The organism is Enterococcus sp. RTP21361st1_A6_RTP21361_211029, assembly GCF_040910045.1.
In the GTDB taxonomy this organism is placed as follows: Bacteria; Bacillota; Bacilli; order Lactobacillales; family Enterococcaceae; genus Enterococcus_D; species Enterococcus_D gallinarum.
This window is the reverse complement of record NZ_JBDGBK010000005.1, coordinates 38045-54914: the sequence shown is the minus strand read 5'-3', so window position 1 is coordinate 54914 and position 16870 is coordinate 38045. Positions and strand designations below refer to the sequence as shown.

The 16870-nt window shown below is 39.5% G+C and carries 17 protein-coding genes and 2 pseudogenes; 1 reads left to right on the top strand and 18 read right to left on the bottom strand.

Features of this window, described 5'->3' with window-relative positions:
• Positions 1-140: 140 nt before the first annotated feature.
• Entirely contained in the window at positions 141-371 is a 231-nt protein-coding gene (locus tag AB5Z52_RS01785; protein WP_000857133.1) for a helix-turn-helix domain-containing protein, read from the bottom strand.
• Positions 368-790 (bottom strand): sigma-70 family RNA polymerase sigma factor, encoded by a 423-nt coding sequence (locus AB5Z52_RS01780; protein WP_000804885.1) that lies wholly within the window; start codon positions 788-790, stop codon positions 368-370. The genes AB5Z52_RS01785 and AB5Z52_RS01780 overlap by 4 nt, the downstream gene beginning before the upstream one ends.
• A gap of 504 nt (positions 791-1294) precedes the next feature.
• On the opposite strand from AB5Z52_RS01780, the gene AB5Z52_RS01775 reads away from it, so the two are divergent.
• A complete protein-coding gene (locus tag AB5Z52_RS01775) occupies positions 1295-1648 on the top strand; it encodes a helix-turn-helix transcriptional regulator (RefSeq protein WP_001227347.1) in 354 nt (117 codons plus the stop codon).
• A 59-nt stretch (positions 1649-1707) separates the two neighbouring features.
• Here AB5Z52_RS01775 and AB5Z52_RS01770 read toward each other — a convergent pair whose 3' ends face one another.
• From AB5Z52_RS01770 to AB5Z52_RS01695, 16 genes and pseudogenes are all read right to left on the bottom strand, one after another.
• The gene (locus AB5Z52_RS01770) at positions 1708-1875 is read right to left on the bottom strand and encodes a cysteine-rich KTR domain-containing protein (RefSeq protein ID WP_000336323.1); all 168 of its coding nucleotides are present in this window, start codon (positions 1873-1875) and stop codon (positions 1708-1710) included.
• Positions 1876-1993: 118 nt separating this feature from the next.
• Complete coding sequence (tet(M), locus tag AB5Z52_RS01765) at positions 1994-3913, bottom strand: tetracycline resistance ribosomal protection protein Tet(M) (RefSeq protein ID WP_000691736.1); 1920 nt, start codon at positions 3911-3913, stop codon at positions 1994-1996.
• Positions 3914-3928: 15 nt separating this feature from the next.
• Positions 3929-3976: pseudogene (locus tag AB5Z52_RS01760) on the bottom strand (hypothetical protein); the annotation flags it as partial.
• A 313-nt stretch (positions 3977-4289) separates the two neighbouring features.
• Complete coding sequence (locus AB5Z52_RS01755) at positions 4290-5225, bottom strand: conjugal transfer protein (protein ID WP_001224320.1); 936 nt, start codon at positions 5223-5225, stop codon at positions 4290-4292.
• The gene (locus tag AB5Z52_RS01750; RefSeq protein ID WP_000769868.1) at positions 5222-6223 is read right to left on the bottom strand and encodes a lysozyme family protein; all 1002 of its coding nucleotides are present in this window, start codon (positions 6221-6223) and stop codon (positions 5222-5224) included. The genes AB5Z52_RS01755 and AB5Z52_RS01750 overlap by 4 nt, the downstream gene beginning before the upstream one ends.
• On the bottom strand, positions 6220-8397 hold the full coding sequence (locus tag AB5Z52_RS01745; RefSeq protein WP_000804748.1) for a CD3337/EF1877 family mobilome membrane protein: 2178 nt from the start codon (positions 8395-8397) through the stop codon (positions 6220-6222). Before AB5Z52_RS01745 ends, AB5Z52_RS01750 begins: the two co-directional genes overlap by 4 nt.
• Positions 8398-8399: 2 nt before the next feature.
• Positions 8400-10847: an ATP-binding protein gene (locus AB5Z52_RS01740; RefSeq protein WP_000331160.1), complete on the bottom strand. Its 2448-nt coding sequence runs from the start codon at positions 10845-10847 to the stop codon at positions 8400-8402.
• Positions 10831-11223 carry a conjugal transfer protein gene (locus AB5Z52_RS01735; protein WP_000723888.1) on the bottom strand — a complete coding sequence of 131 codons (393 nt, stop codon included), beginning with the start codon at positions 11221-11223 and terminating at the stop codon, positions 10831-10833. The genes AB5Z52_RS01740 and AB5Z52_RS01735 overlap by 17 nt, the downstream gene beginning before the upstream one ends.
• An 88-nt stretch (positions 11224-11311) precedes the next feature.
• Positions 11312-11809, bottom strand: coding sequence for an antirestriction protein ArdA (locus tag AB5Z52_RS01730; protein WP_000342539.1), 498 nt, complete (start codon positions 11807-11809; stop codon positions 11312-11314).
• Positions 11810-11925: 116 nt separating this feature from the next.
• Positions 11926-12147, bottom strand: coding sequence for a hypothetical protein (locus AB5Z52_RS01725; RefSeq protein WP_001009056.1), 222 nt, complete (start codon positions 12145-12147; stop codon positions 11926-11928).
• A 42-nt stretch (positions 12148-12189) separates the two neighbouring features.
• Positions 12190-13395 (bottom strand): MobT family relaxase, encoded by a 1206-nt coding sequence (gene mobT / locus AB5Z52_RS01720; RefSeq protein ID WP_000398284.1) that lies wholly within the window; start codon positions 13393-13395, stop codon positions 12190-12192.
• Between the two features lie 22 nt (positions 13396-13417).
• Positions 13418-13603, bottom strand: a pseudogene (locus AB5Z52_RS01715) (conjugal transfer protein).
• On the bottom strand, positions 13573-14967 hold the full coding sequence (locus tag AB5Z52_RS01710; protein WP_044593066.1) for an FtsK/SpoIIIE domain-containing protein: 1395 nt from the start codon (positions 14965-14967) through the stop codon (positions 13573-13575). The pseudogene AB5Z52_RS01715 and the gene AB5Z52_RS01710 overlap by 31 nt, the downstream one beginning before the upstream one ends.
• Before the next feature lie 98 nt (positions 14968-15065).
• A complete protein-coding gene (locus AB5Z52_RS01705; protein ID WP_008687118.1) occupies positions 15066-15830 on the bottom strand; it encodes an MBL fold metallo-hydrolase in 765 nt (254 codons plus the stop codon).
• A 101-nt stretch (positions 15831-15931) separates the two neighbouring features.
• On the bottom strand, positions 15932-16315 hold the full coding sequence (locus AB5Z52_RS01700; RefSeq protein WP_008687119.1) for a YdcP family protein: 384 nt from the start codon (positions 16313-16315) through the stop codon (positions 15932-15934).
• 15 nt (positions 16316-16330) lie between these two features.
• Positions 16331-16657 (bottom strand): YdcP family protein, encoded by a 327-nt coding sequence (locus AB5Z52_RS01695; protein ID WP_008792581.1) that lies wholly within the window; start codon positions 16655-16657, stop codon positions 16331-16333.
• Positions 16658-16870 lie beyond the last annotated feature (213 nt).

The window sequence follows — 16870 nt, the reverse complement described above, 5'->3', positions numbered from 1 at the left end:
TTATTCAGTTTTCAAAGAACAATGGCTCGTTAGCCTATCAAAACACATTGAAAGCTCAATATGCTTTGGTGGAATAACAAACCTCCCTGTTCGGGAAGCGTGGAATGGTTTAGCACGCTTCCACGAAAGGAGAGAGGATATTACTTAATTTCAAATGACAAAATCTTTGTAATCAGTCTGGTTTCCATTCTTCCACGTAAGACTTCATCAACGACCATACTTTGATTGCCATATTCATCTTTCATAAGTCGTAGGGAACGCTTCGTTATGTACCCTCTGTAATGATGTAGAATCTGGTTAATCGCTTCGGTATCGCCATCTGTTGCCTTTACAATGAGAGGAAAGGGAATCATAGGATATTGTGTTTTCATTCTTCAAATTCCTCCATAAACTTTTTAATTAAGGCTAGTCCACTGGTTCTATGCCGATAGACAGTAGAACGGTTCAATTTCAACAGGTCTGCAATTTCTGAATCGCTCATGTCCATAAAGTAAAACAGCAGTAGAATTTCACGTTTCTTGTCTGGCAACTCACGTAATGCTTCACTCAACAAATCATTTTCAACGCCTACTGATAACCCATTGAGTGTAAAAATCTGAAAGTCAGTTGAATAGTTATCTGTTGTCGCAAACTGGCTAACAAGATAATCGCCAACATCCGAAAAGGACACCTCACGCTTTGCAATCCTTGAAAGATAAAGCATATAATTCTTTCGCTCGTCTTCCATAGCACGTTTACAGATATAGTCAAACTGATTTTCTATTGTGGTCTGAAAAGAAGATGGTTTCATGTTTCTCACCCCCTTTCTGTCTAGGAAAGGAAGTGAGCCTTGCTCGTTTATCTCCTTTCACTCTTAGTCCCAATGTGAAAGGGGGATTTGTTGCATTACTGATAAATAAACTTTGTAAAAAAGTTCTGAATAGCCAAAAAAGCATATAAACAGATTTATTTCTCTGTTTACATGCTTCTGTTATTCTATCTATATGATTTATAAAACCACATTGGTGGACGTACTTATCTATTGCAGATAGACGACTTTTTTTGACAAGAACCCAATGTAAGGAAATTTATTGTATATGATGTACTTCATGGCGACGTTGACCTCCAACAAACCGCCATTTGGAAGTAATATACAATATTTTAACAGCGTAAATAGCACTACCATATAACGGTTTTTTTTATTGGCGTTTAGTAGTGCTTTTTATTAAATATAAACCTATAAACCATATAACACGTTTTTCTATACCTGTTTTTAATTCAGTAGGAACAATAAAATGTATAGAGGTGGTCTACTATGCGTAAAAAAGAAGATAAATATGATTTTAGAGCCTTTGGTTTAGCCATTAAAGAAGCTCGATTGAAACGAGGTTTAACTCGTGAACAAGTGGGAGCATTGATTGAAATTGACCCACGGTACTTAACTAATATTGAAAATAAAGGGCAACACCCCAGCATACAAGTTCTTTATGACCTTGTATCGTTACTTCATGTTTCCGTTGATGAATTTTTCTTACCTGCTAATAACTTGGTAAAAAGCACCCGACGATTACAGATAGAGAAATACATGGATAGCTTTACAGACAAAGAACTATCCTTAATGGAATCTTTAGCCAGCGGTATCAACGAAGCAAGAAACATCGAAGACTAATTAAAAGAATCCATACATAACGGAAAGAGCCGATAAAATGAGATTGTATTAATCTCATTTTATCGGCTCTGCGTCTTTGCGTCTGGCTCTGTAATCACAGTTACTTTGAACTGCTTTATTTCAATTAAATTTTCTTGTCTGCATTTCGGACAATAGAGGGGGAATTTTTTTAATTCAGTATCTTCCCTTATCTTTAATCGTGTTTTATTTCCACATACAGGACACAATATCCACTTGTAGTTTATAATAACTATCTCCTCCTTTACACTTTAATTCAAATCTTTATTAAAAAATATTTCATCTTATTTAACAAGAAACCATATTTATATAACAACATAAAATACACTAAGTTATTTTATTGAACATATATCGTACTTTATCTATCCGACTATTTGGACGACGGGGCTGGCAAACAGGTTCACCGGTAGTAACATGGTACCCTTTTAACTCTGTTAAACAAACACTACGTCCATTTGTAAAGAAAGTTAAATCACTACGATATTCTTGAATACACCGAGCAGGGATTTCTCCACTAAGAATGACCTCATTATTTTTCAATTGAGTGTCTACGATGTTCGCACAATATTTAGGAGCATCGTTGTATGCTCGTGAAAGATATTCCTGTGGCGCATAAATTTTAAAACTAAGATATGGCTCTAACAATTCTGTTCCAGCTTTTTTTAAGACTTGTTCCAATACAATAGGAGCAAGCATCCGAAAATCTGCTGGGGTACTAACAGGGCTATAGTATAAACCGTACTTAAAACAGATTTTACAATCCGTCACATTCCAACCATATAATCCTTGTTCGCAACCATAGCGTATCCCTTCCATAACTGCATTTTGAAATGATTGATTTAAGTATCCAAGAGAAACCGAGCTCTCATACTGCATTCCACTTCCCAACGGAAGCGGTGATACAGATAAACCAATGGAAGCCCAGAAAGGATTTGGCGGCACTTCGATGTGAATGGTATATTCTGCATTTTTTAACGGTCTCTCCATATAAATGACTGTAGGCTCTTTTAGTTCTATCTCCACATGATACTTTTCTTGCAACAGTGCACTAATCACTTCCATTTGTACTTTCCCTAAGAAAGAAAGTATAATTTCATGTGTCGTAGAATCCACGTAATATCGTAGAAGCGGATCACTATCTGAGATTTCCAAAAGGGCATCAAGCAACATTTCTCTCTGTTCAGGTTTACTCGGTTCAACAGTTGTTTGTAGTAGAGGGTGCGGATTTTCAATCTTTTTTCTCTGTGGCAATAGTTTTGTATCTCCAAGAACACTATTTAACTTCAAAAACTCATTTTGCAAAATAACAATTTCTCCAGAATAAGCTCTATCAATCTTACATAATTCACCATTTATTGAAGTATACATTTCTGTAACTTTTATTTTTTCTTTTTCTGATACTCTAACCGAATCTCGTAAATGTAGTACTCCACTATAAAGGCGTATATATGCAAGACGTTGTCTTTTTTTTGTATATTCAATTTTGAAAACATTTCCGCAAAGTTCAGACGGACCTCGATGTGTTGATGAATAAAATTTATTAGTAATAACTTCTATAAGGTTATCAATCCCTATATTACTTTTTGCACTTCCATGATAAAGAGGGAACAGAGAACAATTCTGAAATCTTATGCTTTCCTCTTGTTCGAGTTCCAATGCTTCTAATGATTTACCGGACATATATTTCTCTAAAAGGTCATCGTTTCCCTCTATTACCGTATCCCATTGTTCAGATTCGGTAAAGTTCGTCACACACATATTAGGATACAGTTCTACCTTCTGTTTGATTACAATTTCGGCAGAAAGTTTCTCTTTAATATCCTGATAAACCGTTGATAAATCAATTCCATTTTGGTCAATCTTATTGATAAAAAAGATTGTGGGAATCCCCATTTTCCTAAGTGCATGAAATAATATACGAGTTTGTGCTTGTACGCCATCTTTTGCAGAAATCAGTAGAATTGCCCCATCTAAAACTGATAATGAACGATATACTTCTGCTAAGAAATCCATATGTCCTGGCGTGTCTATGATGTTCACCTTCGTATTTTCCCACTGAAAAGAGGTTATTCCTGTCTGAATTGTAATTCCTCTCTGACGTTCTAAAAGCGTATTATCCGTCCTCGTTGTACCTTTGTCCACGCTTCCTAATTCTGTAATCGCTCCACTGTTATATAATAAGCTTTCTGTTAAGGTAGTTTTTCCCGCATCAACATGAGCTAAAACTCCAATATTAATAATTTTCATGTGATTTTCCTCCATTCAAAAGCCCAAAAGGGCATAAAAATCCCAGTGATAAATACTCTTATCACTGGGATTTTTATGCATAACCATAGGCATACAAAGCATACAGATATTCTCCGGATACTTTAGAATCACATGATAAAGGTATTCTTAAACTGGGTACAAAAAACTAAGCCCTCCTAAAAAAGGACATCCAATTATTTATTCCCACTATCAAATTGACAGTTTATTTAAGAATACCTTGCCGCATATTTATTAACTCCTTTTAAATAGATACTTAAATAATAGCACGTAAGAGCATATTTGTAAAGGAATCTCCAATTTTTTATCAAAGAGAGTACGTGATTACAAAATAGCTGTAATAATGTACCAATATTTGTTATTCTATAATCTTCCAATTACTCCCGTTCTTTTCAAGTACCAAATCAAATTGAGATACCTGCGTTGCTTTGGTCTGCTGGTCGATATACTCCACTGTCAGCGATACCGTGACTTGATTATCCTTACGATTGTGAATAGGATTTACCAGTTCTTGAAAGATGTACTCTTTTCCGATTGGTTTTAATATCCCGTCATTCACATAGTAGGAAAGTTCACTGGCTGTCGCTGTAGGATAGAGCTTGAAGAACGTCGTTAAAAACTCATTGATTTCATTGGTTGTAATGGAATCAACCGTCCCCTCACTTTCAATGGCTTTTGGTTTATAACTTGATTTCTTAGGTATGTTGGTAATGGTCGGATTCTTAACCAGTACCATATTTCCAGAACCATCTACATAGACACTCACTATATAAGCAGAGTGGACGGTCTTTGTATTTTCTCCCTCTGTAATGAGCTGGTCTACACTGTAGGTTACATTAAACTCATTGTCGCCAGTTGGCTCTACCGTCCATATCTGAAATCCTCTTACAGAAGACGATACAGGAATATCTTTGCGTACTGTATCAACATTGAGAGCTTGAAGTTCATCTGTCAGATAGCCTTTTAGACTTTCCATTCGATTATCAATGGACTTATCGGATTGCTCCCATGAATAGTAGACTTTCGCAAAGTTCTCTACAAAATTTTCTACATGATGAGTATCAACGTATTCCTTTTCTATGATAGTTGTTTCGTGAATAGTATGAGTATCTATAGCTGTAAAGTGCTTGAATATCGCAAAGCTGAAACTAAGCCCTAAAAGTACCCACAAGGCAATCACAACCTTTTTATGAGGATTGACCTTATAGTAGACACGAGGTTTCTTTTCCTTTGGTATCTGTTTTTCTTTATTCTGATTTTTTCTAAATTTCATCATTAAATCTTCCTTTCTCATTGTTTGATTCGTCCTGCTCCCACTAAATGCTGTTGCCAGTAGGGGCTTGTTAAGTCGGCATAACCGATTGGGTCGCCTGCATGAAACATACGGTTATTGCCAAGGTATATCCCAACATGAGTAATATAAGAGCCAGCGTTATAGGTAGAATGAAAGAAAACCAAATCGCCAGCTTGTGCTTCCGATAGTGGGATATGCTGGGTCACATCATATTGCTGTTGTGCGGTTCGTGGTAAGTTAATTCCAGCTTTTCCATACGTCCATTGTGTCAGTCCGCTACAATCAAAAGAAGTAGTCGGGGAAGCTCCACCGTAAACGTATCGCCAGCCCTCATATTTCAGTGCTTCGTCCATGATGGCTTGTACCGTATCATCATCAAACTCTGTTGTGACAAGATACTGCGTTACCAGTTGCACATAAAACATATTGCCATAGTTGTATCGCCAGCCCCCATTGATAGGTATGGCTATGGGATTGGGGTAAGACACTTTTTCGCCACCTGAATACTCTTTTGAGAAACTTTGAGCCAGTTCAAAGGTATATTTATTTCCACGATTAGCCACATACCCTAAGAAACCACCACCATAATTGTAGGACTGGATAACCGATTCTAAATCTACACTGAGCCTTTCGCTACTGGCTAATAATTCACTGAAATACTTCACACCTTGCTTAATGGATTCTTCTGTACTCAATGAATTAGGTGGAAGACCGAGGGATTCCGAGGACTGCATAACATCTTCCGCAGTACCGCCCGATTCCACCTGTATAATCGCAAGAAGTATGTTGACATATTCTTCAACGCCATATTCTTTGGCATATTTTTCTACCATAGGCTTATGAGCCAGCACTTCTGCGGAAACATTCACACCTCCATAATGAATATTGGAAATTCCGCTGTCCTGTTCATCTGAAAATAAAATGGCAACAAACAGAAGCAGTGAGAAGACCATCAAGAATAATCCAGAACCACCAATCACTAAAGTTTTCAACTTCATGGTTTCTTACCGACTTTCTTAATGGTGGCGGTTTTGATTGGTGGTCTACTTCTTGTATTTTGTAGTGGTACTCTTTGAACAGTAGACGGACGTTCTTTTGTGATTGGACGTTGTGAAGTTCTATCTGCTGTAGTGGTTGAAGTTGCTGGCTTTTGAACGGTTTTTTCTTGAACGGTATTGCCTTGGCGTTCCACTTTTGGACTTGAAAAATCGGACTTAACTGCTGGACGCTCTTGTTTGGCTTGTTGAGATTCCTTATATGAAGTCTGAATATTAGACTGTTTTGAGGTCTGTTCATCATGATATTGTTCTTGTCTTGTAGTCGGTCTTTCATGAACAGAAGAAGCAGGCTGTTTTTTCTGTTTGACCTGTTCCATTTCAGAGCGACGCTTCGCAATGGTTTTTCGCCTTTGTTCCTGCTGTTCCTTGCGTCCACTGGCTCTGTCCGCTTTGGTTTGAGAAATACTACTGGTTAAATCACGGACATTCTCTTTTACTTTGGATTTTCCTTGATATACTGCATATCTTGCATTGGTCGGCAAATCTTTAACCTGTTCTTTCAAACCACTAGCAGTGTCTACCATTCTGTCTTTGGTATCAGCTACTGTACCGATGGTTTGACCGATACGTTTTCCAAGTGTTGATTTTTCCTTTCCGTCTGGTCGGGAGTGATCTGCTTGTGTCCTTGCAGAACTCCCCGAACCCGACTGTCCTTTTTTACCTGTAACAATGGCAGACCCAGCCCCTAGAGTAGTCATGGAACGTCCAAGTTTCCGCTGTAGACGGTGCATGTGAGCGTGCATAAGCATACGAGGTTTTCTCATCACACGACTTCCCACACTTTGAGAATCGTTACTCTGTAGAGAAAACATACTCATTAAATCGCCCAGCTTGAAGTAGATTCCTGCAAAGGTCACAATCTGTAGAAAAGCAATCAAAAAGAACGGATAACCAGCCGATAAGGTATAGAGCATGGTTGAAATACTAAATGCTGTCGTAATAATCAATGTGATTCCAGCTCGTGTCAAAATGGTATTAAAGAGCTTTGTTATGGCTCGTTTTGACATACCATCAAATGATGGAATCATGCTTAAAATAAAGCTCACAGGCAGAAACATAGCATAGATGATAAAAAGTACCTGCGAGAAAATCATGATTCCTGTTAATAGGAATACAAATATGGAAATCCCAATATTGAAGACAAATAGGAAGAAGACTGTACCTAAACGGTTAATGGTCTTTGTAATGGTTAGATTGGTATTGCTTCTGTCTTCAATTTCTTCCGCAACAATTTTTTCTCTGTCTTCGCCATTGTTGGAATCTGGGCTGGTGGAGAGCAGGCTTTCCACACGGTCAATACCGATACTTTCAATGTCTGAACTGTTGTATTGAAGCAGTAGCCACGGTTGCTGAACCTGTATGGAAAACAGGCTATCTCTGATTAAGTCCACGCTGTCCTTGCCTTGACTATCGGAATGGGGCATGACAATCTTCGTGCCAAGTGATAAACTGGCATTACTGATGTCTGATGAAAAGTCATTGATTTTTTTAATGTAGTCGGGAGCGTAGGCAATAAAGGAAGCCGATAGGATAAACACCAGCACAAAATTCATAATGGCATGAATTGCCTTTGTGGTTTCTCTCTTTATCAGTCCCGTATAGGCAACATAAACCCCAAGAACCAAAATCAAGAGTAAGAGGAATCCAACATAGAAACCCTCTGTTGAAAATCCGTTTGCACTCACACCAGCTAAGGTCTGCATATTCTTACCAATGGAATCTGCTGTAGCGGAAATGAAGTCTAAGGAATAGGCTTCCTGTACTAAGTAACCTGTCGCATTGGAAACATACAAACTGATTGTCCAAATAAAATTGGTAATGGCATATAGTCCATACATGACCTGTTTTCCAATCCCGTCCGACCAGTTCCACGGAAGCCAGCCCCAGCTATTATCCACATAAAAATCCAGTTGATAGTTTTCAAGTGGGTATCGGCTGTATTCATTTGCCACATTGACCGTATCATCTACCAAGCCCGCAGCTTGAACCACCGTTCCCAGCATGGCTAAAAGAAAAATGGCAATCACAAGTGTGAAAGCCACTGTCATTGCCACTTTACCTAGACGTTTCAGCGTCCAGTTTGATTTTATTCTGTTTACTATTGATGGTTTCACATTTACACCTCTTTTCGCACAGGTGGTCTGGTATCAAAGGCATGGAGCAGTTCTTCAAATACAGGGTGGAACTGTATCACACCGACACGACCATATAAATCACTGATAAGGCATTGCCCGTTTTCCAAATCACGCAATCGCTTCTGATTGTTTTCGTCCTCTGGGTCTACACCAAAAAAGGCTAAGGTCTTTTTAATCTCGTTAAGGTCAGTGGAACGAAATGCAAATTTTAAGCCGAGGTTATTTTTCAGTTTTTCATCTAAGAGGTCGTCTGTATTTTGGGTCACGAAATATACCCCAGCGTTCATAGCACGACCAGCCCGAACCAGCTTCATAGATAGTGTTTTTCCTTGTGCTACCTGTAAAAAGCTCCATGCTTCGTCTAAATCTACAATCTTGAAAATGCTTCGGTCTGTATGGATAAAGTCTAAAGCAAAGGTACTAATGACAATCAGCATAGCAACGGATAAAAGCTCCATAGTGGTATATTCCTCAAAGGAAGTTTCCTTGTCGGGAAGTACCAAGTCCGCAACCTGTATAATGTTCAGTTGTTTTTCTAAGCTGATAGACTGCTCCACATAACCATTACTGAATAATAAATGTGCAAAGTCATAGTCTGTAAAACTTTCGATATGGTCGGCTATACTGGTACTTAGTGGCGTATTCTCAACCCGTAATTCCTCAATCACTTTCATCAACCCTCGTACTTCACTATTGGTTACTGCACGAATGGCTTTTCTAAGGATTGGGAAGCGTTCCCCATCACGAGAGGAAATCCCCGTAAGGAATGTCAGAATATCAATAGCCAGTGATTCAGAATCTTTGGGATTTTTCATAATCACATAAGGGTCAAGTAAGCCTTTGTTTTTCTCATCAGAAGTCAGAGTGACGATATTGATTTCATGGGAAATCTCTGGCAAGGTTTCTTTCCATCTGCCACGTTCTGCTTTTGGGTCTACAATCACTGCTTGTGCCCCATAAAGCACCGCATAATAGACGATAAGGTTATTCGCAAAGGATTTACCACCACCCAGCGAACCAACAAAAGCCGACGCTAACGCATTGGTTACTGAACCCTTAACCCCTTGACTGGCAAGAGCAGGTTTCAGATAGACATTGCGTCCAGTATCTAAGCTGTAGCCAACATAAATCCCCTCATTTTCCCCCAGCATTTGAGTAGCACCAAAACCTAAACCAGCGAGGAAATCAGAGGTCACGTATTGAATATAATCATTCATATAACGCTTGCTGGCAGGTAAAAATTCTTCATGTAAGCCGAGCATATCCCCAAATGGTCGTACCAGTTTTACGCTTAAATCGTCATAAAAATCTTTCACTTCATTACAACGACGTTTGAGTTCGTCAAGATCATTTGCTGATACCCTTACCACATAAGACAGCTTGTACATAGATTCCTTGCTTTGGTCTAAATTGGTTTCCAGCTCATTCACACTTTCCAGAGCTTCCGCCACATTGGAGCTGGTTTCATTATCACTTTGCCAAGCGTGGTTATCCAAGTCTTTCAGTTCTTTCTTTTTATTGCGGACAGTAGATAGGGCTTTACGATTCGCTACAATTTCCACATTCATTGACGTATCAATCGGGAATGTAAATTGCTGTTGCTGGTAGTAGAAGATTTCAGAGGACGGGAAGTCCAGTTCTCCGACAATGCTGTTAATGGTAAAGTAAGCTACATAGACGGTTTCATCTTCCTGCTGGATTTTCAAATATCGCTGTTTTTCTTCCACCAAACAGCGAGTAGGCTTAATCAAGTCATAGTATTTAATCAGCGTTTCATTATCCAGCTTTTTCTTTGATAGATGGTACTCATACTCTTCATAGGCAGTGCCTGTCTGTCCGTAAAGGTGTTCAATCAGATAGCCGAAGTCGTCCTTATCTAACCTGCGGATTTTGAAACGACGAGAGATTTTATTTTCTAAGAGCTTTTCCATCTTCTGAAAACGCAGGATTTCATCATTACTCATACTAACAAAATCGCCCATCAGCTTATGGTTCACATCATAGACAAAATCAGACAAAGCATTTTTTGCTTCAACGGTAAGACTTTTCATAGAAAACTCCTGATCGTTGAGAAGCAACTTAAAGCCGATAAAGAAACGGTAGTTCACTTGATTTTCGCCAATCATGGATATTAAAGCGTCTGTCTGTTGGTCGATTTTGTCATAGGCAACCGCTTTGAGCTTGCCAGTGACTTCATTTTTGGAACGCTCTTGTGCAGAACGTATGCTGGATTCTGTACTGATTTGTAAAGCATGAATTTTGCCATCACGATTTTGTGCGATAAGCTGTCTGAAAGAATCATGCACTTGTATTTTCTGTTCTGGACTTAGAAATGAGTAATTGTAAGGAACAAGCTCATAGTAAGCATAACATTCCCCGTCTTTATTCCAGACGAGATTGTTTTCAATGTATTTAATTGGATATGCCATAAAATTCACTCCTAACTGCTGTAATGGCTTCTTGTGGCTGGTTTCTGCCAAGCGTTACTTTTTTTCCTGCATAGGTCAGCTTTGGTCGCAGTGCATAAGCAATGACAGACTTCAAAAATCCATAAGGCTTTTTACCATCAAAAGTTTTTGTAGACATAAACCATGTGAAAGCCACAGGAATCCCAAAGTATTTGAGAAATGCTCCCTCTATCATGGAAAGAGGGGGCAAGTTGCCAAGTATCATCACTGCAAAGAGTGACACGACAAACCATGTCATTTGCGTAAAGGTTATGGGAAACGGAAGTCTAAAATCATTGATAGAATACAGTACCTTTTCCACAGACCAGATACTGGTATAGCTTCGTATTTTCTTCATGTAATCAATCCTTTCATAAAAAATAGGGGTAGCTGATTGAGCCACCCCGTAAAATAGAAAATCTGCCAGTAGTAATGTACCGACAGATTTAATAGACGATTTCAAAAATCCCATGATTGGTTGAGATAAACGTTCCTGAAAGGTCTAAATCCCGACCATAGGCTTGATAATCAATATAGTTTTGAAGACTAGCTGGTACTTCGCCTAAAGCACCCGTTTCTTCAATGTAGTAGCGTGCCACGTCATACATATCATCACAATCGGAATGAATGATAATATCCTCTTGATGTTCGCTTAGTTCTTCAATGCTTGAAAAATGAGTGAGCAGAGCAGATAGCTCCGATTGTAATTCTTCGGGTAATTCCGATACCATTTCCCATAGTCGATTGAGTTCGCCAATGGAAGTGTATTCGTCAACCGTAAAGGGTAACTCGTAGTCATGAATGGCGTATTCCTCATATTCATCATTCAAGCCGATTTTCTCTTTGACTTCCTCAAAGTCAATGGGAAAGGTAAACCACGCACCGACCAATTCGCCCTCATTGTATTTGCCTAAATTCGCAATATAGACTTGCATATCGTCCATATATTCACGTCCTTTCTTTGTAGAGATTCAAAAATCCCTACCGCACTTCGTTTGGTGTACCATTCCTTTGCGGAACATAAGAAAACCACTTATATTCCACAAAAGAACGGTTTTATTTAAGCACCAATAATGCGATTGAATAGCTCTAGTAAAATGTCTTTTACTCCAGCAGCGTTGAAGACTAAGCCAACCGCAATAATCGCAATAATTAAAAAGCCAATCAGTTTGCTAAACTCACGCTTGAAGCCAAGATACAAGCCAATCACAACGATTGCTAAAAGCACCAGTGATTGAGCGTTTGATAGAAACCAGTTATAAAGGTTTTGTCCAAAATTCATAAAAATGTTCTCCTCTCTATATTCAATGAATTTGTATTTGAGTTATTTTTTTGTTGTTATCACGTCCTGTTCTTTTACTGACTGTTGCTTCAAAATCTGCTTGTGTCGGTCTGTCAGTTTCGCATGGTCGAGAATGTCTTTTACAACCTGCGTCTGGTTGATTTCATCAAGTTTAATCGCAACCTTTAAGGTCGGGGCAACTTGATGAGATAGCCAGTTCAGCGTCCTTTGGAAGGAGTAAGGCTCTGGTTTTGTGGTTAGTTTTAATCGTTCACGATTGTTCCCAATAAACCAAGCCCATTCTTCATTCAGTTTCCAATCAGAACGAGGTTTGGAATCGTCTTTATCTACAAAACGGATATACCGATTGATAATTTTAAAGGCGGTATGCTCTGGATTGTCATAGACGAGTAAATCACGGACTGCATAATAGGCACGCTCATTTTTCAATCGAATCTCAAAACGGTTTTTTACTTCTGCGTCTTCAATGGGAATATCATTTTTCTTGTACTGCTCGTAGTCCTTTTCATAGATACAGAAATAAACTTCACTTTGTAATGAACCGATATAGAGGGTGTTTCCCATACATTCCTTTTCCTCTTTGCGTACCAGTTCGCCACTGCGATAGCTTTTAAAACTGCGGAAGACGGAGATACATTCTTCCTGTTGGCACTTTTCAGTGAGTACAGGGATATTCAAAATCCCTGTCTTATCGTTAATGGCAAGGTCAAGGCGTTTCATCACACCGCCAGCCACCAAAACGTCCATAAAGAACTCATACCAGCTTCTTTGTTGTGCCAGAAGATAGCTTTCAAATTGTCTGCACCCACGACCTTTCAATTCCACCAGAACTCCTTTGTCCAGTTCATGGGAGCAAAGGACGAATATGTCGCCTAAAGCATAATGCTCTGAATAAGAATAGAAACCATAGTCCTCATGAAGAAAATAGGACAGTTTCAGTTGTAAGATGTTTTCGACCACCTGCTGTACGTCTGTTGTCGGAAAGCGAATCCTTACATAATCAAACAGCATTTCAAGGGGAGCGTCGGGATTGAAGCGTTCCAGAGCTTCCCAAAGGGACTGCTGTAAATCCTCTGATGGCTTGACTTTTCCTGTTTCAATATCGCTTAGATACTGCCTTGTAATACCAGTCGCAACAGCTAAACGGTTTTGAGATAGTCCATAAGCCAAGCGTTTTTCTTTTAAATGCTGTAACCAAGTTTGTTCATTCAGTAAAAATCCCTCCAATCAAAAAGGCGTATGTCAACTTTTAAAGCCCATTTGACATACGCTGAAATTTTGTAAATCCCTTGTAACCAAAGGATTTTCTAATGTTTTTTTGACTGTTTCCTGTCGATTTGTACCCCCCTGTTAGATACCGAGGGGTTTTACCTGCTGGCGTGGCTTACGCCACACCAGCAACGGCTAGTCCGTGCCGTCGCCTTTCGCTTCGCACGTCGCCGTCACGTCCTGCCTTGCTTGTGCAAGAGGGCCGATAGTCTGCAAAAAATCATGTCCTTTCGGGACTAAAGGCGTGTAAAATTCGCTGATAACACTTGTCCCTACATCACAATAGCCACGCCCTTTGATACGCTTCTGGAAAAACTGCTTTTTCACATCCGAACCGAACAGCATACCATAACCTAATTCGCTGATACGCCCAAGTCCCACACGGAAATTGAAGTTATCTCTGATACCGTCCGAGAAATACTTTGCGTCTGGACGCTGGCAGGCAACAATAAGAAAATAACCTGCTTGTCGCCCCAGCATGACGATTTTCTTTAACTGGCTAAGTAAGCTCACGCTTTCTTTTGTCCCCAGCATTTCAAAAAACGCCACATATTCATCAAAGATAAGAAAGCAGGGTGGCAGTCCCAGATAGGCGTAGTTTTCGCCCGTCTTATAATCTGGGTGTCGCTTCATTTCCTCGCTTCGCTGTACCATTCCCTCATAAAAGGCATTGACGCAATCAATCATTTCTTCTTTGGTATGATACACATTTCCCATAACTGTCCCTAAGTCTGCTAAGTCCGCATTTTTCGGGTCTAAGATGTAAAGGACAGCGTTGGTATGCAGTAAGGCTTCAATGAGTGTCAGCAAAAAGTATGTTTTACCGCCACCAGTTCCACCAGCGATAAGGGCGTGAGGGAGTGCGTCATATTCCCACACAAGATTTTTCATCAGTCTAAGACAGCCGTTTTCTGCCCGTACTTCATCAATGGTAATGCGGTTTGCTATCATATCATAAAGCAGGGTATATTCGATATAGCCGTCATGCAGGGTCTTGTCGGTCAGCTCACAATACAAGCCACTTTCCAATTTATCCTCTAACCGTAAAAGCTGGTCTTGATATTTCCCCAGCGTAATTTCACAGCGGATATGAAGCAGTCCCTTTTCCATTTGATAATAAATCTTTGGAAACCAGACGATTTTTTCCCTTGATCTGCTTTGCAGGTCAGTAAAAAAAATGCTGTCTTGTACGGTATCAGCTTCATACCACTTATTTTCCAGTACCATTCTTGCCAGCTTTTGACGGTGCAGGAGCTTCTTGAAACTGTCATAACAGAAGCGGTAATACAGAAAAGCGACCAATGCACAAACACCAGTCGCTATCAGTATGGTTATGAAGTTGTAAGGGGAAAGCGTCAAGCCGTTCTCTAACAAGCTGAAATGCTCCCAATCGGTACACATGAGCTGTTTGCTATTCAGTAGCAGGAGAACCGCCACGAACACAAACAGAAGCGTCCCTATGGAAAAGTGGTAGACAAGGTGCTTGTCGCTGGCTCTGATACGGTGTCCTTTGTTCCAAATCATACGCATAAATCAATCACTCCTTTCTGGGTATGAAAAAAACAGTTAATCCTAAGACTAACTGCTTTGTGTGTATGGATATAAAATTGTAAAACTAAGATTGCATTTCAGATATGGATTTGAAACCCCTCATAGCTGAATATACCATTCCCTTGTTTTAATTTCCCTTCATTTGACAAGTTGTGAAAAGCTGTCTCTATCTTGTCAATTATAGTAACTGGAATAGATAAATGATGATGTCCTGGCAAAATTCGACTTATCTTTAAAGATTGAATTTTTCTAACAGACTTCCAAAATTCTTGTGGGTTTGTTGATGGATAAAAAGCATCAAGGCAACCGCTATATATCAAATCGCCGGAATACAGATATTTTCTATCCGCTTCATAGAAACAACAATGTCCGGGAGAATGACCGGGCGTGTGAATAACTACCAACTTTCTGTTCCCTAAGTCAATACAATCTTCATCATGTAAAATCATTTGCGGAACCCCTTGAAAAATCTGATATTTCTCTACCTTAAAATCCGAGGGGAAATCACATGGATTGCACATAATATTGTTTTTTACCACTTGCAAAGGTATAGGGAATTTGACCGATAGCCATTCTTTTTCTGCTTCATGAACTGCAATAGACCGAAAATATTTATGTCCACCGATATGATCCCAATGAACATGAGTAGTGATTACTGTAACGGGCAGTTTCGTCAATCCATCAATAACCTCTCTGATGTTGGAAACACCTAAACCTGTATCAATCAGAATGGCTCTTTTTGTCCCACACAATAGATAACAATGTGTTTCTTCCCAGTGTTTGTATTCGCTGATGACGAATGTATCTTGGTCTATTTGTTCGACGGTAAACCAACTGTCCATATACTATTCTCACTCCCTAAAAATTTTAATTTGTCGCTTTCTTCATACCCATATTATAACAGTTCCGTATATCCTCTACAACGAAAATCTATTCAGCAAGTCTATTTTTTCGGTTGTCCCTGCGGTGTATGGTTCTGTGTATTGCCTGCGTTCTGGTTGCTTTTATTCTTCAATACAATATCCTCTGCCTTTACATACCAGTCCACATCTGCACCCGTATAGGTTTTTCTTGATACCGTATCGGCTACTGGATTGACAAGCTCCACAACCGCATTGTACGGAAATTCCCTTAACGGTACTTCTGGCGGTACGGACACGGGGATAATTCCACCATGCAGACTGCACTTCAAATCATAGATACGCTTTTTAAGCTGGGTACTCGGTGTCCCGTCCTCATTCTGCAAGAACACATCTCGCACCGCTGTAAATTTTAATTCTCCAAATGTTTTCTCTTTGTCAATAACAAACCCGTTTGATAATCTCATAAATTCTTCACTCCTTTACTTTTCTTCAACTGCTACAATATCATCAGCAAGCAACACATAATCGGTATGTCCCATATCCCCGATTGCGTAACCTCTGCCATATAACTTCGGATTGACAAGTTTTACTTTCTGTTCATACTTGAAATGCTTTTCGCCAGCCTGCACGGGAATTTCTACCACAACATTTTCGCCTTTTTGTACGTCAGAATAAAGGTTATAGCTTCGTCTGGCTAAGACCCTGCGGTTATTTTTATCTCTTTCAAAGACTGGCTCACTTTCGCCTGCAAATTCAAGAGTTCCAAAAGACTGTGCCATATCTGGCACGACATATTTCATTTCCATAGTGTTTTACCTCATTTCTTTCTATTTTTGATAAGTTTTTTGATTGTGATTTCTTATTCTGGCGGTTTGGGAAGTACCAGCAATCCCCCAGATAGTAAAGGGTAAAATCAATGCTTACGCACCCTTGACTATCCGTGTTCTTGCAGGTAAGTAGCAGACAATCCAGAATAAGCGGAAGTCTGCCGACACGGTATCGGCGGAGAACGTGATTTT